This window comes from Winogradskyella sp. (genome assembly GCF_028282165.1).
Lineage (GTDB): Bacteria > Bacteroidota > Bacteroidia > Flavobacteriales > Flavobacteriaceae > Winogradskyella.
On sequence record NZ_JANQIM010000024.1, the window covers coordinates 145,938 to 166,529 of the forward strand.

The following is a 20,592-nucleotide window of genomic DNA, read 5'->3' on the forward strand; positions in this document are numbered from 1 at the left end:
TTTGTTTTTTACCGAGGAATTGTTTTTATTTATTTCATATTCAGTCCCAAAAACCTACTTATGAGAAATAATATACTCGGCGGCTTAGTCATTTTTATGGTTGTACTTACTTGTTTATTAATGTTAGATGACATTTCTAACCCTAGAGAAAAAACGTCTGTAAATGATAGTGTTCAGGTAGAACAAATTGACAATCAAACAGATTTAGCTGTTATTGAAAACGAAGATTAAATCTTCAATTTTGTTTTTTATTGATTTTGCGTCTAATTGAAAAAGTTCATGTAATTGGTTAACTGAACCGTGCTCAACAAATGTGTCTGGTAGACCCAAAACAGTTATTTGCTGCTTAAAGTTATATCTATTTGCATATGCTAAGATAGAACTACCAAAGCCACCTAAAGTAGTACCATCTTCGATTGTTACTACAGCGCTATAGTTCGTAAAAACTTCGTATAGTAAGTCTTCGTCTAATGGCTTTAAAAATTGCATATCATAATGCGATACATCTAAATTAACAATGGCATCTTCAACTGTTTTAGCCATGGTTCCTATTGAAAGTACCGCAATTTGCTTACCTTTTTTAAGATAAGTACCTTTACCTATTTTAATTTTTTCAAAAGGTTTTTTCCAATCTAAAAGATGCCCTCTTCCTCTTGGATAGCGGATTGCGATAGGAAAATCTATACCCAATTGAACGGTATACATTATATTCCTCAGTGCTATAGCACTTCTAGGCGCAAAAATTACAAGATTAGGTATGCAATTGAGATAAGCCAAATCAAAAACACCATGATGTGTAGCGCCGTCTTCACCTACCACTCCGGCACGATCCAAACAAAAAACAACAGGAAGGTTTTGTAAGGCGACATCATGTATCACTTGATCATAAGCGCGTTGTAAAAAGGTAGAATAGATATTACAAAATGGAATCATGCCTTGTGTTGCCATACCTGCTGCCAGAGTCACAGCATGTTGCTCAGCAATGCCTACATCAAAAGCGCGCTCTGGAATTTTCTCCATCATATACTTTAAGGAACTACCAGTGGGCATGGCTGGAGTAATACCTATAATCTTTTTGTTTTTTAATGCCAGTTCAACTATCGTTTCACCGAATACGTCTTGATATTTTGGTGGTTGATTAGAACCTGATTTAGGAATGAGTTCCCCAGTATTGGCATTAAACTTTCCAGGCGCATGATATTTTACTTGATTTTTTTCAGCTTGTTCTAGGCCTTTCCCTTTGGTAGTAATGACATGTAAAAACTTTGGGCCACTTATGGTTTTAAGCCGCTTTAATTCTGAAATCAATAGTGATAAATCATGACCATCAATAGGGCCCGAATACTCAAAGTTTAAAGCTTCAAAAATATTATCCTGTTTTTGAGTGCCTTCTTTTACATTGGTTAAGTATTGCTTTAAAGCACCAACACTTGGATCGATACCAATAGCATTGTCATTAAGTATGACCAACAGATTTGCATCTGTGACTCCTGCATGATTAAGACCTTCAAAAGCCATTCCACTAGCAATCGAAGCATCTCCAATCACTGCAATATGATGTTTGTCTTCGCTTTTTAATTGTGATGCAATAGCCATTCCTAAAGTGGCTGAAATTGAAGTCGACGAATGCCCTACTCCAAAGGTGTCGTATTCGCTTTCACTGCGCTTGGGAAAGCCACTAATACCATTGAGCTGTCTATTGGTCTCAAATATGCTCTTTCGCCCAGTTAAAATTTTATGGCCATAGGCTTGATGTCCAACATCCCAAATCAGTAAATCCTCGGGAGTGTTAAACACATAATGTAGTGCAATGGTCAATTCTACAACACCCAAACTCGCACCTAAATGGCCTTCTTTGGTGGCGACAATATTGATGATAAACTCACGTAACTCCTTGGCAAGCAGCGGTAAGTCCTCTGCCTTAAGTTGACGTAAATCTTGAGGAAGATCGATATGTTCTAAAAACTTTTTCAAAGTACTGCAAATGTACCATATAGAAATTATATTATTAGTTCAAATAGAATCGTATTTTTACAATGATGATAAAGCCATACGACGATACCTATTTTATGCGGAAAGCGCTTCAGGAAGCTGAAGTCGCTTTTGAAAAGGGAGAAATTCCTGTGGGTGCCGTTATTGTGATCGAAGATAGAATTATTGCTAGAGCGCATAATCTCACAGAGCAGTTAAATGATGTCACCGCGCATGCTGAGATGCAGGCCATTACCTCTGCGGCAAACTTTTTAGGGGGTAAGTATTTAACTAAATGCACGCTTTACGTAACATTAGAGCCTTGCCAAATGTGTGCTGGTGCTTTATACTGGAGCCAGATTTCTAAAATTGTATATGCAGCTTCTGATGAAAAGCGCGGATTTAAGGTTATGGGCACCAAGCTACACCCAAAAACAAAAGTGGTTGGTGGTATTTTGGCCGATGAAGCTTCAGTATTAATGAAACGTTTTTTTATAGAGAGACGTAATTTGAACTAAAAATCGATTTCAAAATGAACAAAATTATAGTCATATTAATAGTATTACTTCCTTTGAGTTGCAAGACTAAAGTCAATAATTCTAAAATGAAGGACAGTAAAACGAGTACCTTAATCGCTAAAGGGGATCTTTACGGTTCTGGAGCAGAAGGTATTGAAAAACAAAACATAGTGATTTCTAACCGAAAAGACTGGGACGATTTATTAGAGAAAATGAATTCTGTAAACAATGTGTCTGATAGTTTTTCAGAGACTGAAATAGATTTTTCAAAATTTAAGGTAATCGCTGTTTTTGACGAAGTGAAGACTACAGGTGGTCACAGTATAGAATTAAATATTACAGAGCATAAAGATAGTGTTTTAGTGGAGGTGGTACACAAATCTCCAGAAGGGATGGCTACCACTGTTTTGACCCAACCGTATTATATAACTAAGATTATGAAAAACGATTTGCCAATACGTTTTAAGTAAATATTCTTGAGATCCAGCTGTAAAAGTGGGATTAGTTCAACCATCTGTTTTGAATGCATTGCCGTGCAACTTTTCAAAACAAAGTTTCACTAAATAAAAAACGCCCAACCAAAGGTTGAGCGTGGAAACTAATAAGATATATTCTTATAGTACCTGCACATTTGCAGCTACTTTGCCTTTTCTGCCTTCTTCTTCTGTGTATTCTACATTATCACCTTCGCGTAATTCTACACCATTGAGATTTGATACATGTACGAAGATGTCCTTTCCTGTTTCTTCGTTGGTAATGAATCCATATCCTTTGGAATCATTGAAAAATTTAACTGTTCCAGTCATTATAAATAAATAAAAATTAAAGTGTAAAGGTACAGTTATTTATTTCACCAATCAGAAATAAGGCACTTTATTTCAAAAAGTTACAATTTCTTAATACTTGTGACGCTTTTGATTTTCTCTCATTTTTTCAAGGTTTTCCTTTGTTAGCATGTAGTCTTTTACATCTTTTCCTTTCCATCTGTAGTAGGAAAATAAAGGAAATACAACCAAAAAAAGTCCAAGTACGCCAAAACCAATAAGTTTTTTTGAGTAGTCAACCTCTAAAATAAAACCACAAACAATACTTGTTAGGGAAGCAATAAAAGCAATTAGTGTGATGATGTGAATAGGTTTCATATTAAAGCAATAGGTTTCGACTACGTTCAACCTAAAATTTGTTGAACGATTTAAGATGTAAAGTTAATCAATTCGCGACGATAAGCCGTAAGTAGTTTTGATTTTGATACAAATCCATAATACTTCTTGTCTTTGATAACGGGTAAGTTCCAGGCACTAGAGGATTGAAATTTATTCATCACAAGTTGCATAGAATCGGTTTCATAATAAATGATTTCAGGTGGTTTTTGCATAAAGGTTTCCACAGTAGTGGAGTCATAAAGCGTTGGGTCGAACATTACAGATCGAATACTGTCTAACTGAATAATTCCCATAAAGTTTTGTTCTTCATCAATAACAGGGAACAAATTTCTATTCGACTTTGAAACACCTTTTTTCAGCATGTCTCCTAAAGTCATCTCAGGATTTAGGGTAACGAAGTCTTGTTCAATAACTGCGTCGAGCTTCATAAGTGTCAGTACACTTTTATCCTTATTTTGGGTTAATAATGCACCTTTTTCTAATAATTCTTTGGTATAAATGGTATGGTCGAGTCCATTTTTGTTAATGATAAACGACATAGATGACGTAATCATTAAAGGTACAAATAGCTCATAGCCACCTGTAATTTCGGCGATCAAAAAAATTGCAGTTAGCGGTGCATGAAGCACACCAGCAATAAGACCTGCCATACCAATTAATGTAAAATTAGCTTCGGACACCGAAAAGCCTAATCCGCAATTGTTAATCACTTTTGCGACCACATTGCCTAAGGCACTGCCCATTACCAATGAGGGAATGATAATTCCACCAGTTCCACCAGCTACAAAAGTTGTGGTCATTGCAATAGCTTTAAAGATGGTAATGCCAAAAAGCAACCCAATAACTATCCAGATATTATCCAAGTGTTGGTCAAAAGGTGTATTTCCCAGTGCTTCAATATCGTTTCCTATCATTAAGTTGTTGATAAAACCAAACCCTTCACCATAGAGTGGTGGAATGAAAAATAACATAACACCGATGGCGAGTCCGCCTATAATGAGCTTTTGCCGTGCTGATTTAAACCGATTGAAAAATGAAGTTATTCCAAAATATATTTTCGAAAAATAAATAGAGGCGATTCCTGTTCCAATACCTAATAAGATGTAGAATAATGTGTCTTTTATAGCAAACTTATCTGTAACATTAAAATCGAAAAGTACACTATCACCCAAAAAGAAATAAGAGGTAATTACTGATGAAACCGATGCTATTAAAAGTGGTAATAAAGAAGCAAAAGTCAAATCCAAACTAAAGACTTCAATGGCAAAAATTATAGCAGCTATAGGAGATTTAAAAATGGATGCTATGGCACCTGCAGCCGCACAGGCTATAAGTAAGCTTCTTGTTTTACGATCAATATGCAATAAACGACTTACGTTAGAACTCAATGCAGATGCTGAAGCAATGGCTGGTCCCAACAGCCCTACAGAACCTCCAAAACCTACGGTTAACGGTGCTGTTATTAGCGGTAAATAGATGTTTCGTTTATGAATGATTCCATCGCGTTTCGATAAGGCAAATAGAATAGATGGAATGGCATGTTTACTTGGTTGTTTTGAAATGTACCTAACAAATAAGTAGACCAAAAAGAGACCAACAATAGGAAGAATGAAATAGATGCTATTTTCTGAAAGAATAACACCTTTTTCAAAAACAGCTTCAATGGCAAAAGTGATGTTTTTTATAAAAACTGAAATCAAACCTGCTAACAGTCCAATAATTAAACTCAATAAAAACAAGAAGTTTTTTTCGGAGATGTGCTTATATCTCCAAATATGCAAGCGTTTAAATAAGTTGGATTTAGTTGGCATAGCTTAAATCTAACAAAAAAATCCTGCTTTTTGCAGGATTCAATTCTTAGGATTTTAAATTCAATTTTAAATTGAGTTCCTCAAGTTGTTCGTCATCTATGGGTGCTGGTGCATCGATCATTACATCTCGTCCCGAATTATTTTTTGGGAAAGCGATAAAATCCCTAATGGTTTCTTGGCCTCCTAATATAGCCACCAATCTATCGAGCCCAAAGGCAATACCTCCATGTGGTGGTGCTCCGTATTCAAAAGCATCCATTAAGAACCCAAACTGTGCTCTTGCTTCTTCTTCCGAGAATCCTAAGTGCTTTAACATGATGGCTTGGGTGGGTTTATCGTGGATACGAATTGAACCACCTCCTATTTCATTTCCATTCAATACCAAATCATAAGCATTAGCTTTAACATCACCAGGATTTGTGTCCAATAATTCTAATTGACTAGGTTTTGGTGAGGTAAACGGATGGTGCATAGCGTGATAGCGTTCAGTATCTTCGTCCCATTCCAATAATGGAAAATCCATAACCCAAAGTGGCGCAAACTCGTCTGATTTGCGTAGGCCTAATCGCTCTGCTAATTCCATACGTAAGGCACTTAGCTGTGGTCTAACCTTATTGGTCTCACCAGAAAGCACACAGATTAAATCACCGGCTTTGGCTCCAGTAACTTCTGCCCATTTTGCTAAATCCTCTTGGTCGTAGAATTTATCTACTGAAGACTTGTAGGTGCCATCATCATTACATCGACAATAGACCATGCCCAAAGCGCCTATTTGCGGTCGTTTTACCCAATCAATGAGCTTGTCGATTTCTTTTCTGGTATAACTGTTTCCTCCAGGAATAGCGATACCAACCACCAATTCGGCAGAGTTGAACACCTTAAAATCCTTATGTTGGGTAACCTCATTTAGTTCGCCGAATTCCATCCCAAATCTAATGTCTGGTTTGTCATTGCCATACAAACGCATGGCATCATCGTAAAGCATTCTTGGGAATTTGTCAACGTCAACACCATTAATTTCCTTTAAAAGGTGACGTGTTAAGCCTTCAAACGTATTTAAGATATCTTCTTGTTCTACAAAGGCCATTTCACAGTCTATCTGTGTAAACTCTGGCTGACGATCGGCACGTAAGTCTTCATCCCTAAAGCATTTTACAATCTGGAAATACTTATCCATACCGCCTACCATCAGTAATTGCTTGAAGGTTTGTGGCGATTGTGGTAAGGCATAAAACTGGCCTTCGTTCATGCGCGAGGGCACTACAAAATCGCGTGCACCTTCAGGTGTGGATTTTATAAGATAAGGAGTTTCGACTTCAATGAATCCTTCATTAGATAAATAGTTTCTGACGGCTTGAGCCACTTTATGCCTAAAGATCAAACTTTCTTTTACAGGGTTACGGCGAATATCCAAGTAACGATATTTCATGCGTAAATCATCTCCCCCATCTGTGTTGTCTTCAATAGTAAACGGAGGAACTAAAGAATTATTTAAAACTGTCAACTCCGATACTAGAACTTCAATATCTCCTGTTGGAATATTTGGGTTCTTTGAAGCACGTTCTTGAACTTTTCCTTTAACTTGTATTACAAACTCACGCCCTAATTTTTGAGCTTGCTCCATTAAGTCCTTTGAAGTCTGATCTTCATCAAAATAAAGTTGGGTTATGCCATAACGATCTCTAAGATCTACATAAATCATAAACCCTTTATCCCTAACACCTTGTACCCAACCTGCCAGTGTAACTTCTCTATTGCTACTAGTGACTCTTAATTCGCCACAATTATGACTTCTATACATATGAAAAAATTGATCCTGCAAATTTAATTAACTTAAAGACAAAAAAATAAAAAAGCCCTAACAATTGTTGGGGCTTTACTAAATATTTGTTCAATTATTATTTATCTAGTACGAGTTGTAAATCGTCTTCAACTTCTACTGGTTCAGATTGAGGAGACTTGCTAAATAAGCCCTTTATCCATAATTTGAATCGTGTGATGAGGTAAAACAAAATAGGCACTACAATTAGGGTTAAAAACGTTGCGATGAATAGTCCGTAAATAACGGTCCATGCTAATGGTCCCCAAAAAATAACATTATCGCCACCAACATAAATGTTTGGGTCTAAATCTGACAATAATGTGAAGAAATTTATGTTTAAACCAGTTGCTAGTGGAATTAAGCCTAAAATGGTGGTGATTGCCGTTAATAATACAGGTCGTAAACGCGCTTTGCCTCCTTTGATAATAGCCTCTAACAAATCCTTATTGGGGAGATTTTCATCATCATTAAGGTCTAATTCAATCTTTTTACGATCTATGAGCAATTGGGTATAGTCCAGAAGCACCACACCGTTGTTAACAACAATACCGGCGAGAGATATAATGCCCATCATGGTCATCATGATTACAAATGGGCTGCCTGTAGCTACGATGCCTCCAAAAACGCCAATTAAGCTTAAGAAAATAGCCAACATAATAATTCCTGGCTTTGAAATGGAATTGAACTGAAAAATCAAAAGAAAGAATATTAATCCCAAACCTATAAAAAAAGCACTCATTAAAAACGCTTGCTGTTTGTTTTGCTCTTCAATCTCACCAGTATAATTGATTTTAATGCCATTAGGCATACCTTCAAAATTTTCCATTTCCTTCTGAATTTTGGAAACAGCTAACGCCGCATTTCCACCTTGAGCTAATGCCGAATATAGTAGTACGACTCTATTTGTATTTTTGTGCTTAATGGCACTAAACCCAGAAGAATTGTTTTGTTTGGCTACCGCAGAAACGGGAATTTCTTTGATTTGGCCAGAAGCCATATCCCTAAATGTAATCTTTTGGTTAAAAAGAGCACTTGTGTTGTATCGGTCGTTTTTATTAAAGCGTACGTAGATATCATAATCTTCGCCACTTTCTTTGTAAATACCTGCTTTTGCTCCAAATATAGAATTACGCAATTGCTGCCCTACTTGGCCAGCACTTACTCCCAGTTCACCAGCCTTTTCACGGTCAACTTGCACAAGCATAGCGGGTTTAGATTTATTGACATCGATTTTTAATTCGTCAATACCTTCAATATTTTTTGAATTAATAAAATCGCGCATGCGTTCGGCAGTTGAGATAAGCTCCGCATAATCATCACCTCGCAATTCTAAACTTATAGGGAAACCAGCAGGAGGACCAACGGCATCTTTTTCGACCGAAATAGTAACACCTGGATAAATGCCTTTAAGCCCGTCCTGTACTTTTTTGAGTAAAACATTACTATCAGCACCATCACGGAACTTGTATTCGCGCATGGTGGCAGTAATTTTGCCTCTGTGTGGTAACTCTGCTTCAGAGCCGCCATCCGTTTCGGGATTTCCTGCACCTTCACCAACCTGCGATACTGCACTTTCGGTTAAGAAATTAAAGCCACTGCCGTCAATATAAGCCTCGTCTTTTATAATATCGTAGACCTGTTGCTCTATTTGCTTGGTAATGATGTTTGTTTCTTTGATATCAGTACCTTCGGGATATTCTATATATACTATAATCTGATTAGGTGTATTGTCTGGGAAAAACTCCACTTTGGTACGTTGGCTACCAACAGATGCCCCAAATCCTATAAAAGCTACGATTAGGAGTATAAAAGTACCAACCGCTATGAGCACAGGTTTTTTCCCGCTTAAAGCTGTTCGCAAGGTTTTTTCATACAAAAGCTCAAAGCGAGGCAATACTTTGTCTTGAAATCCAACAGACCAAGACCTCAAAAAGAGTCTGTATATCCATATAAGTATGACAGATACAATCATAAGTGTACCCAAGCCTCTATAAGCGCCTCCAAATAGTGCAATAAGCAGCCCGATAGAACCTACGATAAGACTTATGGTAATTATATTTTTTAAAGGCATTTCTTTGTCTTCCGTGGTCATGTAACGCGATACAAGTACCGAATTAAAAAATATGGCTACAAAGAGTGAAGAGCCTAGCACCACAGACAAGGTGACGGGAAAGTAAATCATAAATTGCCCCATAACGCCTGGCCATAATCCTAAGGGAACAAAGGCAGCAACTGTTGTTGCTGTAGAAATAATGATTGGAAACGCAATTTCTCCAATTCCCTTTTTAGCAGCTTCTACCCGAGGCATGCCTTCACTCATTAATCGATAAACGTTTTCTACCACTACAATACCATTATCTACCAGCATTCCTAAGCCCATGATTAAACCAAACAAAATCATGGTATTCATGGTGTATCCGAACAGGTTTAAAATAGTGAGCGACATAAACATGGACATGGGTATGGCAAACCCAACAAACAGAGCGTTTTTAAAACCTAAAAAGAACATTAACACCGTAACGACGAGGATAATACCAAATATGATATTGTTCACTAAATCGTCTACTTGACCAATAGTTTTAGAGGATTGATCATTGGCAATGGTAAGCCTTAAGTCTTTTGGGAATACGTTTTCTTCAGCATTTTTAACAATGTCCCTAATTTTATCCGCAGCATCAACCATGTTTTTCCCAGAACGCTTCTTAACATCTAACATAACGACCTCATCTCCAAATTCACGCGCGTAGGTGGTTTTATCTTCGTCTTTAAAAGTTACTTTTGCAATATCCTTTAAATAAATGGGATTGTTGTTTTCAGATTTGACGACAAAATCGTTGAGCTCCTTAGGGTCTTCTATTTCGCCTAAAATTCTAATCGTACGTCTTTGACCACTGGTAATAAGGTTACCTGCAGACATAGTTACGTTTTCATTTTGTATGGTATTTATAACATCGTCAAAGCTTACTTTTGCTGCCATCATTTTATAGATGTCTACTGCAACTTCTACTTCTTTTTCTTGTGCACCTCGGATGTCTACCTGTTTGATTTCGTCGAGGCTTTCGATTTCATCTTCAAGATATTCACCGTACTCTTTTAGTTTGTCTACAGGGTAATCCCCAGAAATATTAATGTTGAGTATTGGTATTTCTTCTGAAAGACTTAAATCAAAAATATTGGGTTCTACTTTAGCACCATTGAATGTTGGCCAATCTTCACTAGACGTTTCGACATCTACTTCATCTTTTATCTTTTGCTTTGCAGCATCAACCGTAATATTTTCGTCAAATTCAACTATAATTATAGAATAATCTTCTTGTGAAGTTGAGGTAATCTCAATGACGTTGCTAACGGTTTTTATTCTGTCTTCTATGGGGTCTGTGATGAGTTTTTCTATATCCTCAGCAGTATTTCCAGGATATACCGAACTTATATAAATTTTGGTTTCCTTAATTTCAGGGAAATTTTCACGTGCCATACCAAAATATGCTGAAGCTCCTAAAATCAATATCAGCACAATGAGTACGTACATTGTGGTCTTATTGTTGATTGCCCACGATGACAGTGGAAACTCTTTATCAACTTTTTTTGTGCTTTTCTTTTTTCCTTTAGCCATTATTTGTGCGTTTATAAGTTTTAGCTATAAATCCTGTTTTATTTTTTTTCTACCCAATACCTTCTAAACCTTTAGTATATAAACTTAATTCAAGATTTTTACGGTTTGATTGTCTCTGACGCTTCGCGCACCTTTATCTATAAGTTCTGCTTCGTTTTCTAGGCCTGATAAGACTTCAATTTTATCGCCTTGTGTTTTTCCTGTTGTAATTAGAGTACGCTTTGCAGTAGCAGTATTTTCGGCTTTTTCTATTACAGTATATACGTACTGGTCGCCTTGGGCATTTTCTGATATGATACTCTGCGGAATTAAAATCGCCTTCGGGTTTGTATAATCGTTTATTTTTAACTTGGCCGTAAGGTTTGGTTTAATGGTTTTATCCTTTTCAGGTACGGTAACTTCAACTTTAAATGTTCTATTTGCTGGGTTAATAAAGTCTCCTGTTTGACGTACTTTGGCTTGCATGGTTTTTCCTAAAATTGGAAATGAGAGTTCTACACTTTTTCCAGGCGTAATATTAGCTACGTAGCGTTCTGGAACATCGGTTTCAACATACATGTTTTTTAAGCTCACTAACCTAAACAGTTGAGATTGTCCTGGAGCTACTACCGTACCTTGATCTGTTAATACATCGTCGATTGTGCCGGAAAATGGTGCTCTAACTATTGTTTTTCCTATTTGTTCTTTAATTTGGTTTACTGCCTTTTGTTGTGCCTCGTAGTTGGTTTTAGCTTGTAAAAATTGAATTTCACTACCTATTTTTTGGTCCCAAAGACGTTTTTGACGGTCATAGGTGGTTTTGGCTAAGTCTGTTTGGATTTCTAGTTGTGCTACTTGTTGACTTAAACCGCCATCATCAATTTTTGCTAAGGCTTCACCTTTACGGACTTTTTGCCCTTCTTTTACTAAAACTTGTTGTAATACTCCGTTAAATTCCGGATAAATAACAATGTTTTCTTTTGTAGTTACATTGCCCTGTAGTTCTACATAGTGGTTAAACACGGTGTCTTTCACAGTAAATGTAGTAATTAAAGGAATTTTTTCTTGAGGGTCTAGTTCCTTTATACTTTCGGTAAGTTGTTTTATTTGCTCGCCTAGAGCATTGTATTGCTCATCTAAAGCAGCTTTCTTTTCTCGTATTTGTGTTAAGTCTTTTGAAGCTATAACATCATCTACGCTTTTTGGGTTTTGGTTCCCGCAGGATACCAAAATAAGAGCGGTTAGTATCAAGGTTGTGATATGTTTCATTTTTATGAGTTTATAAGTTGTCTTTAATCTATTTTATTGGTAATAGTTTCTAACTCGGCTTTAGTTGTAATGACATCTAGCATTGCTTGCAATAATTCTTGCTGAGCAGTATACAATTGTGTTTGTGCTTGTCTAAGATCGAAGCTTGATCCTATACCCTCAAAAAACTTGGTTTCATTTTTCTTTTCAATACGCTCGGCAAGCTCTAAATTGTCCTTTTTTATATAGTAATCTTCTGTAGCAAAACGATAATTGCTTTTTGCAGAATCTATTTGCAGGTTGAGCATTTGCTCGGTTTCGGTAAGATTGTCCTTAGATTTTTCAAGATTTATTTCAGCCCGTTGCGTGGCGGCATTTCTACCTAAAGAACTAAAAATTGGAATGTCGAGATTAAAACCAACTACAGCATAATCAAACCATTGATTATTAGTGTTAAATAACGTAAAATCATTACTAAAGGTGTTGAACCCACCAGTTAGCGAGGCACTCAGTCGAGGTAGTGCTTTAGATTTTTCTAGTTTGACTAATAGTTCATTAGACCTTACGTCATTTTCTGCAATTTTGTAATCGACAGTTTGTTTGGCTTCAAATTCACTGTTTAACAGATTTAACTCATCATTTTGTAAGGCCAAATCTTCTAATGAGTCTGTTAGTTTAGTTGTTGCGTCAAAGTCTATACCTAGGGTAATATTAAACATTTGATAGGCAATATCCCTTAAGCGTTCTGAATTATTAAGATTGCTCTGCAATCCAGATAGCGTAATCTGTAACTGTTCTACACTTTCTAATTCTTCAAGACCGTTTTCGTAGATTTTGGTGGTTTCATTAAGGTTTTTCTGAAGGACTTCGATATTATCTTCCAAAATAAGGACGCTTTCTTCTGCTAATAACACATTGCCATAGGCATTAATAACGTTTTTTCGTATATCTAAATCCGTTTTAACCTTTGCATTTTCAGAAATTTCTAAAAATACTTTTGCCGATTGTAAACCTACGAGATAGGACCCATCGAATAACAACTGCTCCAGTGTAGCAGAGGCAATGGCAGTGTTCTCTGCACCAAAAGCTGCTGGGACAAGGTCGTTAGGCGAATTATCAGGGTTTATAAATGTAGCCGGGATACCCTGTTGCTGAAGTTCTAAAAAATTCTGATAGTTAACATTGGCGTTGATTTGTGGTAGCCCAGTTGCTGTGGTTTCCCACTTCTGTTGTTCAGCGGCCTCAATATCTCGAGCTGCATTTTTTGCAATTCTGTTATTTTCTAACGCGAAGTCAATAGCTTCCTGTAACGAGAAACTACTTGGTATGTCTTGGGCAACGCCAAAACTTAAACACACTAAAAACGTATATGTTAAAAACTGTTTCATTATGTTTTATGATTGATTTTTATTGATAAACTGAAATAAGACGTCAAGTCCTTTTTCGGTACAAATACCGCGTAGATGGTATTCATAAAAATGTTCTAGAAGGCTGTTCAAAGAGCTGTCTTTTAACGGGAATAAATCATTATCCCTAATGGCCAACAAGCTCGAAAAATATAAACGAGATATAAAATCCACATCGATATCCTTTCTGTACATACCTAGATTGACACCGCGATTAAGATTATCTGTAACACAGGTTTGCATCATGTCAAATTCTTTTTGCCTAAGGGTCTCAAAAGTGGTTGGATAGTATTTTTGAAGCTGGTATTGTGGCGAGGTTTTTTCATTTTTCAGGTGATCCATAACTAAACGCTTAATGTCGTAAATTTCCTCTATCGGATTTTTTTGTAAATCACATATGTTAAAAACGGCATCAGAAATAACGTCAAACAAATTCATTGTCGTCGCATCTACCAGTTCTGATTTGTTCTTGAAATGTACATAGATGGTTTTTTTTGAAATACCCATAGCATGGGCAATATCATCCATAGTAACGCTTTTAAATCCAAGATTTAAGAACAGATCAGTTGCTTTATCTATAATTTGAGTTCTCATTTGCGGCGACAAAAATACATTGGGAAACTTTAAAAACAATTAAAGTTTCCAAAGTTTTAATAATTATTTAACATTGTTAACATTAGTTTCAAATATGCTGAATACCTTATTTTTGCCTTATGCAAAAAATTGAAACCTATCAAAAGTCTTTTACGACCTATTTAGAAGATTTTGCAGTTGAAAAAGAACCAAAGAACCTTTACGAACCTGTAAATTACATCCTTAAGCTTGGTGGTAAACGTTTGCGTCCGGTTTTAACTTTGATGGCTGTTGAAATTTTTGGTGGTGAAGCCAAATCAGCTATGAATGCTGCACTTTCTATCGAAGTATTTCATAATTTCTCTTTAATCCATGACGATATTATGGACGATGCGCCTTTACGAAGAGGAAAGGCAACCGTACATGAAAAGTGGAATTTAAATACAGGGATTCTTTCGGGAGATGCTATGTTGATTTTAGCTTATCAATTGTTTGAGGGTTATGAGCCTAAAATGTTTCAATCTTTGGCTATGCTCTTTAGCAAAACTGCTTTAGAAGTTTGCGAAGGGCAGCAATACGATATTGATTTTGAGACTAGAGATGATGTTACCATTCCTGAATACTTGAAGATGATTGAGTATAAAACTGCTGTTTTGGTGGGCTCAGCAATGAAAATGGGAGCAATAATAGCAAAGGCTTCGTCGGAAGATCAAGATTTAATCTACGATTTTGGGCGTTACTTAGGCATTGCGTTTCAATTACAGGATGATTATCTTGATGCTTATGGTAACCCAGAAACCTTTGGAAAACAAGTTGGGGGTGATATTTTAGAGAACAAAAAAACCTATTTATATCTTAAGACTTTGGAATTAGGCAGTCAAGACGATGCCTCAGCTTTGATCACCTTAATGTCGAATAGCTCAATTTCTGATAGTGAAAAGATTAAAGAAGTAAAAACCCTATTCAATAATTCTGGAGCTTCACAAGCTACTCAAAATGCAGTAAAAGACTATACAGAAAGAGCATTCAATATTCTTGAAAGTCTTAATATTTCAAATGATAAAAAGCAATTGTTGAGGTCATTTGGAGAACAGTTAATGAATAGGCGTGTCTAATGGGATTGCCAAGTACTTTTGACGATTTAATTGTTGAAGCCACAGCATTAAATCTTTATCAAAAACTTATCGCCCAATTGAATAAGGATCTACTCTATGCCAATATAGATTTAGAATTTGATAAAGAAACACTACCGTCGAGCTTAAAATTGGTACTACAAGAAACGGTTTACAATCTTATTCAAAATAAATTTTCAGATTACCTAAACCTACTTTACCAAGTTGACGTTGCCGAAATTAAGATTCGTGCTTTGGATGGTGAAGATATGGTTAAGCTTTCCGAAGACGTTACGTTTTTAATTCTTCAGCGCGAATGGCAAAAGGTTTGGTATAAAACCAAATTTTCTTAGAACCAAAACCTTATAAAAGGCATCCAAGCCTGATTTTGTATACTTCTGTCCTCATCGTAAAGAATGTCGTATCGTATGCCAAAAGTAACATTACCGCTTCGGTATCCAGCACCTAGAAACAATGCAGGGTACCAATAGTTGTCGTCTACATTACTTACAAATTGCTCGTCAAAATCCCTATCGACATAAAGCTGTTCAAATTCGGTTGAGAGCTGCAATTCTGGGTAAGGATTAACCAAACCAATAATGCTTCCGCCAACAACAGTAGATTCAAAAACATCGCGTTGGGAACTGTACTGGAAGTTTAAACCTAAACCTGCAGCAACGTACGGATTAATATTGTATAGGGCATTCGGGGCTATAGCACCGCTAAAAAAACCATCTCCAAAATTAAGACCTAAGCCACCTCCAAACTGAACATTGTTCCAGAAACTATTACTGTTGTCATTGTAATTTTGTGCTAAAGCAGCGTCATTAAAAGTCAATAAAAGAGCAACGCAAATAATACCTTTTTTAAGTAATCTAAAATTGAATGTAAGCATGGTTAGATGGGATATTTTCTAATTGTTATAAATATAATAAAACAACCGTTATTTTTGGTAAATGTTGTATTTTTGAAGAAATTTTGTTGAAACGACAATGTCTCGTAAAAATAATGGATAAATATTCCTTTCTCAACGCAGCACATACGGCATATTTTGCTGATTTATACGACCAATACCTACAAAATCCTGATGCTATAGAACCAAGTTGGCGTGCCTTTTTTCAAGGGTACGATTTTGGGTCTGAAAACTATGGAATGGATGGTGAAATAGTAGAAGGTGTTTCTACCCAGATACCAGAACATGTCCAAAAAGAATTTCAGGTTGTAAAACTAATCGATGGTTATAGAAGCAGAGGGCATTTATTTACCAAAACCAATCCGGTAAGAGCAAGACGAAAATATGCGCCTACCTTAGAGATTGAAAATTTTGGCCTGTCAAAAAGTGATTTAAATACTGTTTTTTCCGCAGGAGAAATTATAGGCATAGGTGCCAATACTTTACAAGTCATCATCGATCATTTAGAACGTATTTATTGTGACTCAATAGGTGTTGAATACATGTTCATCAGAAAGCCAGAAGAAATTCAATGGATTCAGGATAAGCTTAACATCAATGACAATCATCCACAGTTCACAGTTGATGAGAAAAAGTATATTCTAAAAAAATTGAATGAAGCTGTTGCTTTTGAGTCATTTCTCCATACTAAATATGTGGGTCAAAAACGCTTTTCATTAGAAGGTAATGAATCTCTAATACCTGCTGTAGATGCCATTATAGAACGTGCTGCTGACGAAGGTGTTAAAGAGTTTGTTATGGGAATGGCACACCGTGGGCGTTTAAGTACCTTAACTAATATTTTTGGGAAATCGGCCAAAGATATTTTCAGTGAATTTGATGGTAAGGATTATGAGCAGAAAGTTTTCGATGGTGATGTAAAATACCACTTAGGCTGGACGAGTAATCGCGAAACCTACAACAATAAAAAAATCAATTTAAATATCGCACCAAACCCATCACATTTAGAAACGGTTGGTGCCGTTGTGCAAGGGATTGCCAGAGCAAAGCAAGATAAGAATGAGATTTCAGATGCTTCCCAGGTACTGCCAATTGTAGTTCATGGCGATGCTGCAATCGCTGGGCAGGGCATCGTCTACGAAGTAGTACAGATGGCCAAATTAGATGGTTACAGAACCAATGGAACCATTCATATTGTCGTCAATAACCAAATTGGGTTTACCACCAATTACCTAGATGGTCGTTCTAGTACATACTGTACGGATGTAGCTAAAGTAACATTGTCGCCAGTTTTACATGTTAATGCAGATGATGCAGAAGCAGTAGTCCATGCCGCACTTTTTGCTTTACATTTTAGAATGAAGTTTAAGCGTGATGTGTTTATAGACTTATTAGGATACAGAAAGTATGGGCACAATGAAGGTGATGAACCAAAATTTACACAACCATTATTGTATAAGGCAATTGCCAAGCATAAAAACCCTCGGGATCTTTATGCAAAGCGTTTATTAGATGAAGGCACTATAGATGAAGGCTATGTAAAACACATTGAGGCCAAATACAAAGAGAAGCTCGAAGAAAAGTTAGAAGACTCACGTAAAGAAGACAAGACCGAGATTACACCATTTATGCAAGAAGAATGGAAAGGACTTCAGCGCGTTACCGAGATTGAAATGATGGAATCTGTAGATACAACGGTTTCCAGAGACGTGCTTAAAGATGTCGCTAAGGTTATTTCTAATTTGCCTAAAGACCAAAAGTTTTTCCGCAAGATTCAAAGGTTGGTAGAGTCTAGACAGACTATGTTCGATGAGAATCGATTAGATTGGGCAATGGCAGAGCATTTGGCCTATGGTTCGTTATTGTTAGAAGGTTTTAATGTTAGAATATCAGGCCAAGATGTAGAGCGCGGTACATTTTCTCACCGCCATGCTGTGGTTAAAGTTGAGGATAGTGAAGAAGAAATCGTTTTATTAAACCATATCTCAGAAAGTCAAGGGCAATTCAGTATTTATAATTCTCTATTATCAGAATATGGAGTCGTTGGGTTTGACTATGGTTATGCCATGGCTAGTCCAAATACCTTAACTATTTGGGAAGCACAATTTGGAGATTTTAGTAATGGCGCCCAAATTATGATAGACCAATACATATCTTCTGGCGAAGATAAATGGAAAATGTCTAACGGATTAGTGCTATTGTTACCTCATGGTTACGAAGGTCAAGGCGCGGAGCATTCTTCGGGTCGTATGGAGCGTTATCTGCAATTATGTGCTAAGGACAATATGTTTGTGGCTGATTGTACCACGCCTGCTAATATGTTTCATTTGTTACGTCGACAAATGAAAGCCAATTACAGAAAACCACTAATCGTATTTACACCAAAAAGTCTGTTGCGTCATCCTAAGGTGATCTCAACCGTAGATGAATTTGCCAATGGAAGTTTCCAAATGTTGATAGACGACGAAATGGTTGATGCTGCTAAAGTAAAAACCCTAGTATTTGTTACAGGTAAATTCTATTATGATCTATTAGAAGAACAAGAGAAGCTTGGAAGAGACGATATTGCTTTAGTTAGAGTAGAACAATTGTTCCCATTACCTGCTGAAGCCATCAGAGCTACTTTGAAAAAATATGAAAATGCCGATGATGTAGTATGGGCGCAAGAAGAACCAAGAAACATGGGAGCTTACGGGCACATGTTGATGCATTTAGAAGAAGCTAGGCAATGGAGAGCAGCTAGTAGAAGACCATATGGAGCACCAGCGGCTGGAAGCTCTGTACGTTCAAAAATAAGACATCAAGAAGTTATAGATTACGTTTTTGATAAAAGCAAGAATAACCAAACACGATATAAAGAATAATTCAACTCCTTAAAAGTTAATAATATAGGTATGATTTTAGAAATGAAAGTGCCTTCGCCAGGCGAGTCTATTACAGAAGTGGAAATAGCTGAATGGTTAGTTTCAGATGGGGACTATGTTGAGAAAGATCAAGCTATTGCTGAGGTTGATAGCGATAAAGCAACATTAGAATTACCTGCTGAAGCAAGTGGTACAATTACACTCAAGGCCGAAGAAGGCGATGCCGTTGCCGTTGGGGAAGTAGTATGTTTAATTGATACCAGTGCTGAAGCACCCGAGGGGTCAGAGGTACTAGCGAAAGAGGAATCTAAAGAAGAAGCCCCTAAAAAAGAAGAAGTGAAAGCTGCACCTGTTGAATCTAAAACTTATGCTACCGGTACACCGAGTCCAGCTGCAAAGAAAATATTAGATGAAAAGGGGATTGATGCTGCTTCGGTTTCGGGTACTGGCAGAGATGGAAGAATAACAAAAGACGATGCTGTTAATGCTGTGCCATCGATGGGAACCCCTACAGGAGGCAATAGAGGGACATCTCGTAGTAAGATGTCAATGTTGCGTCGTAAAGTAGCAGAACGGTTGGTTGAAGCTAAAAATACAACGGCGATGTTAACTACTTTTAATGAGGTTGATATGTCGCCAATCTTCGATTTACGTAAGCAATACAAAGAAGATTTTAAAGCTAAACATGGCGTAAGCCTTGGCTTTATGAGTTTCTTTACTCTAGCTGTTGTAAGAGCTTTAAAGATGTATCCAGCTGTCAACTCAATGATAGATGGTAAAGAGATGATTACCTATGATTTTGTTGATATTAGTATTGCCGTTTCAGGACCAAAAGGCTTAATGGTACCGGTTATAAGAAATGCAGAGAATTTGACTTTTAGAGGCGTCGAGTCTGAAGTTAAACGTTTGGCAATTAGAGCAAGAGATGGACAAATTACAGTTGATGAAATGACAGGGGGAACATTTACCATTTCAAATGGAGGTGTCTTTGGTAGTATGTTATCAACCCCTATAATTAACCCTCCACAAAGTGGTATTTTGGGTATGCATAATATTGTTGAACGGCCTGTGGCGATTGATGGTAAGGTAGAAATTCGTCCAGTAATGTTTGTAGCCTTATCTTATGACCACAGAATAATCGACGGAAGAGAGTCTGTTGGTTTCTTGGTTGCTGTAAAAGAGGCGTTAGAGAACCCGATAGAATTATTGATGGATAACAATCCTAAAAAAGCTCTAGAGATGTAAAAAATCAATGAATAACTAAAAAAGCGCAATTCTTAAATGGAATTGCGCTTTTTTTTACTCCTAACTGAAGAAAAGAGCAACTAACTAAAATTAACTAAAAAAATTAACAGCTACATTGGCTGTGATTACTACAATAGAACTTACAACTAAAAGTATCATAAATATTCTATCCCTTTTTGCGGTATTGTTTTTCATTGTCTGCATAAATCTATGTTATAAAAAAGCTCTGAACTAAGATCGGCCCAGAGCTTTTTAAAAATTTAATCTGAGGCGTTGATTAATAGCTTTGTAAAATTCCGAATAATTATAATGCGACACTATACGTAGAACTACGTATTTTTTTAATTTTTTTCA

General features: G+C 36.6%; 17 protein-coding genes. 7 read left to right on the forward strand and 10 right to left on the reverse strand.

Annotated features, from left to right (window positions below):
* Positions 1-60: 60 nt before the first annotated feature.
* Positions 61-231 carry a hypothetical protein gene (locus Q0972_RS09750; protein ID WP_299365318.1) on the forward strand — a complete coding sequence of 57 codons (171 nt, stop codon included), beginning with the start codon at positions 61-63 and terminating at the stop codon, positions 229-231.
* Here Q0972_RS09750 and Q0972_RS09755 read toward each other — a convergent pair.
* Positions 205-1,974 (reverse strand): 1-deoxy-D-xylulose-5-phosphate synthase, encoded by a 1,770-nt coding sequence (locus Q0972_RS09755; protein WP_299365320.1) that lies wholly within the window; start codon positions 1,972-1,974, stop codon positions 205-207. The two genes, Q0972_RS09750 and Q0972_RS09755, sit on opposite strands and share 27 nt — an antisense overlap.
* A 65-nt stretch (positions 1,975-2,039) precedes the next feature.
* Between Q0972_RS09755 and Q0972_RS09760 the strand changes: the two genes are divergently transcribed.
* Together Q0972_RS09760 and Q0972_RS09765 are read left to right on the forward strand one after the other, a co-directional pair.
* Complete coding sequence (locus tag Q0972_RS09760) at positions 2,040-2,489, forward strand: nucleoside deaminase (RefSeq protein WP_299365392.1); 450 nt, start codon at positions 2,040-2,042, stop codon at positions 2,487-2,489.
* A gap of 14 nt (positions 2,490-2,503) precedes the next feature.
* Positions 2,504-2,959 carry a protease complex subunit PrcB family protein gene (locus Q0972_RS09765; RefSeq protein ID WP_299365322.1) on the forward strand — a complete coding sequence of 152 codons (456 nt, stop codon included), beginning with the start codon at positions 2,504-2,506 and terminating at the stop codon, positions 2,957-2,959.
* Between the two features lie 144 nt (positions 2,960-3,103).
* Here the strand turns inward: Q0972_RS09765 and Q0972_RS09770 are convergent, their stop codons facing one another.
* From Q0972_RS09770 to Q0972_RS09805, 8 genes are all read right to left on the reverse strand, one after another.
* Entirely contained in the window at positions 3,104-3,295 is a 192-nt protein-coding gene (locus tag Q0972_RS09770) for a cold-shock protein (RefSeq protein WP_299365324.1), read from the reverse strand.
* Positions 3,296-3,385: 90 nt separating this feature from the next.
* Complete coding sequence (locus Q0972_RS09775) at positions 3,386-3,631, reverse strand: hypothetical protein (protein WP_299365326.1); 246 nt, start codon at positions 3,629-3,631, stop codon at positions 3,386-3,388.
* 50 nt (positions 3,632-3,681) lie between these two features.
* A complete protein-coding gene (locus Q0972_RS09780) occupies positions 3,682-5,463 on the reverse strand; it encodes a chloride channel protein (protein ID WP_299365328.1) in 1,782 nt (593 codons plus the stop codon).
* Between the two features lie 46 nt (positions 5,464-5,509).
* Positions 5,510-7,264, reverse strand: a complete 1,755-nt coding sequence (gene aspS / locus Q0972_RS09785; RefSeq protein WP_299365330.1) for an aspartate--tRNA ligase — start codon at positions 7,262-7,264, stop codon at positions 5,510-5,512.
* Between the two features lie 97 nt (positions 7,265-7,361).
* A complete protein-coding gene (locus Q0972_RS09790) occupies positions 7,362-10,898 on the reverse strand; it encodes an efflux RND transporter permease subunit (RefSeq protein WP_299365332.1) in 3,537 nt (1,178 codons plus the stop codon).
* 84 nt (positions 10,899-10,982) lie between these two features.
* Complete coding sequence (locus Q0972_RS09795) at positions 10,983-12,146, reverse strand: efflux RND transporter periplasmic adaptor subunit (RefSeq protein ID WP_299365334.1); 1,164 nt, start codon at positions 12,144-12,146, stop codon at positions 10,983-10,985.
* 23 nt (positions 12,147-12,169) lie between these two features.
* The gene (locus Q0972_RS09800) at positions 12,170-13,513 is read right to left on the reverse strand and encodes a TolC family protein (RefSeq protein WP_299365336.1); all 1,344 of its coding nucleotides are present in this window, start codon (positions 13,511-13,513) and stop codon (positions 12,170-12,172) included.
* 6 nt (positions 13,514-13,519) lie between these two features.
* Positions 13,520-14,125, reverse strand: a complete 606-nt coding sequence (locus Q0972_RS09805) for a TetR/AcrR family transcriptional regulator (RefSeq protein WP_299365338.1) — start codon at positions 14,123-14,125, stop codon at positions 13,520-13,522.
* Between the two features lie 119 nt (positions 14,126-14,244).
* Here Q0972_RS09805 and Q0972_RS09810 point away from each other — a divergent pair, with 119 nt between their 5' ends.
* Together Q0972_RS09810 and Q0972_RS09815 are read left to right on the forward strand one after the other, a co-directional pair.
* Complete coding sequence (locus Q0972_RS09810; protein ID WP_299365340.1) at positions 14,245-15,219, forward strand: polyprenyl synthetase family protein; 975 nt, start codon at positions 14,245-14,247, stop codon at positions 15,217-15,219.
* Positions 15,219-15,569, forward strand: a complete 351-nt coding sequence (locus Q0972_RS09815; protein WP_299365342.1) for a hypothetical protein — start codon at positions 15,219-15,221, stop codon at positions 15,567-15,569. The genes Q0972_RS09810 and Q0972_RS09815 overlap by 1 nt, the downstream gene beginning before the upstream one ends.
* On the opposite strand, the gene Q0972_RS09820 is transcribed toward Q0972_RS09815, so the two are convergent.
* Entirely contained in the window at positions 15,566-16,111 is a 546-nt protein-coding gene (locus tag Q0972_RS09820; protein ID WP_299365344.1) for an alpha-ketoglutarate decarboxylase, read from the reverse strand. The two genes, Q0972_RS09815 and Q0972_RS09820, sit on opposite strands and share 4 nt — an antisense overlap.
* Positions 16,112-16,224: 113 nt before the next feature.
* Here Q0972_RS09820 and Q0972_RS09825 point away from each other — a divergent pair, with 113 nt between their 5' ends.
* Together Q0972_RS09825 and odhB are read left to right on the forward strand one after the other, a co-directional pair.
* A complete protein-coding gene (locus Q0972_RS09825; RefSeq protein ID WP_299365346.1) occupies positions 16,225-18,993 on the forward strand; it encodes a 2-oxoglutarate dehydrogenase E1 component in 2,769 nt (922 codons plus the stop codon).
* Between the two features lie 30 nt (positions 18,994-19,023).
* A complete protein-coding gene (odhB, locus tag Q0972_RS09830; protein ID WP_299365350.1) occupies positions 19,024-20,238 on the forward strand; it encodes a 2-oxoglutarate dehydrogenase complex dihydrolipoyllysine-residue succinyltransferase in 1,215 nt (404 codons plus the stop codon).
* The last annotated feature ends 354 nt before the right edge of the window (positions 20,239-20,592 follow it).

Bases quoted from the DNA above. Each gene is read 5' to 3' on its own strand.
- Q0972_RS09790 (WP_299365332.1), bottom strand. From the start codon at position 10,898: ATGGCTAAAGGAAAAAAGAAAAGCACAAAAAAAGTTGATAAAGAGTTT.
- Q0972_RS09775 (WP_299365326.1), bottom strand. From the start codon at position 3,631: ATGAAACCTATTCACATCATCACACTAATTGCTTTTATTGCTTCCCTA.
- Q0972_RS09780 (WP_299365328.1), bottom strand. From the start codon at position 5,463: ATGCCAACTAAATCCAACTTATTTAAACGCTTGCATATTTGGAGATAT.
- Q0972_RS09770 (WP_299365324.1), bottom strand. From the start codon at position 3,295: ATGACTGGAACAGTTAAATTTTTCAATGATTCCAAAGGATATGGATTC.
- Q0972_RS09815 (WP_299365342.1), top strand. From the start codon at position 15,219: ATGGGATTGCCAAGTACTTTTGACGATTTAATTGTTGAAGCCACAGCA.
- Q0972_RS09825 (WP_299365346.1), top strand. From the start codon at position 16,225: ATGGATAAATATTCCTTTCTCAACGCAGCACATACGGCATATTTTGCT.
- Q0972_RS09760 (WP_299365392.1), top strand. From the start codon at position 2,040: ATGATAAAGCCATACGACGATACCTATTTTATGCGGAAAGCGCTTCAG.
- Q0972_RS09750 (WP_299365318.1), top strand. From the start codon at position 61: ATGAGAAATAATATACTCGGCGGCTTAGTCATTTTTATGGTTGTACTT.
- Q0972_RS09765 (WP_299365322.1), top strand. From the start codon at position 2,504: ATGAACAAAATTATAGTCATATTAATAGTATTACTTCCTTTGAGTTGC.
- Q0972_RS09795 (WP_299365334.1), bottom strand. From the start codon at position 12,146: ATGAAACATATCACAACCTTGATACTAACCGCTCTTATTTTGGTATCC.
- Q0972_RS09810 (WP_299365340.1), top strand. From the start codon at position 14,245: ATGCAAAAAATTGAAACCTATCAAAAGTCTTTTACGACCTATTTAGAA.
- aspS (WP_299365330.1), bottom strand. From the start codon at position 7,264: ATGTATAGAAGTCATAATTGTGGCGAATTAAGAGTCACTAGTAGCAAT.
- Q0972_RS09800 (WP_299365336.1), bottom strand. From the start codon at position 13,513: ATGAAACAGTTTTTAACATATACGTTTTTAGTGTGTTTAAGTTTTGGC.
- Q0972_RS09805 (WP_299365338.1), bottom strand. From the start codon at position 14,125: ATGAGAACTCAAATTATAGATAAAGCAACTGATCTGTTCTTAAATCTT.
- odhB (WP_299365350.1), top strand. From the start codon at position 19,024: ATGATTTTAGAAATGAAAGTGCCTTCGCCAGGCGAGTCTATTACAGAA.
- Q0972_RS09820 (WP_299365344.1), bottom strand. From the start codon at position 16,111: ATGCTTACATTCAATTTTAGATTACTTAAAAAAGGTATTATTTGCGTT.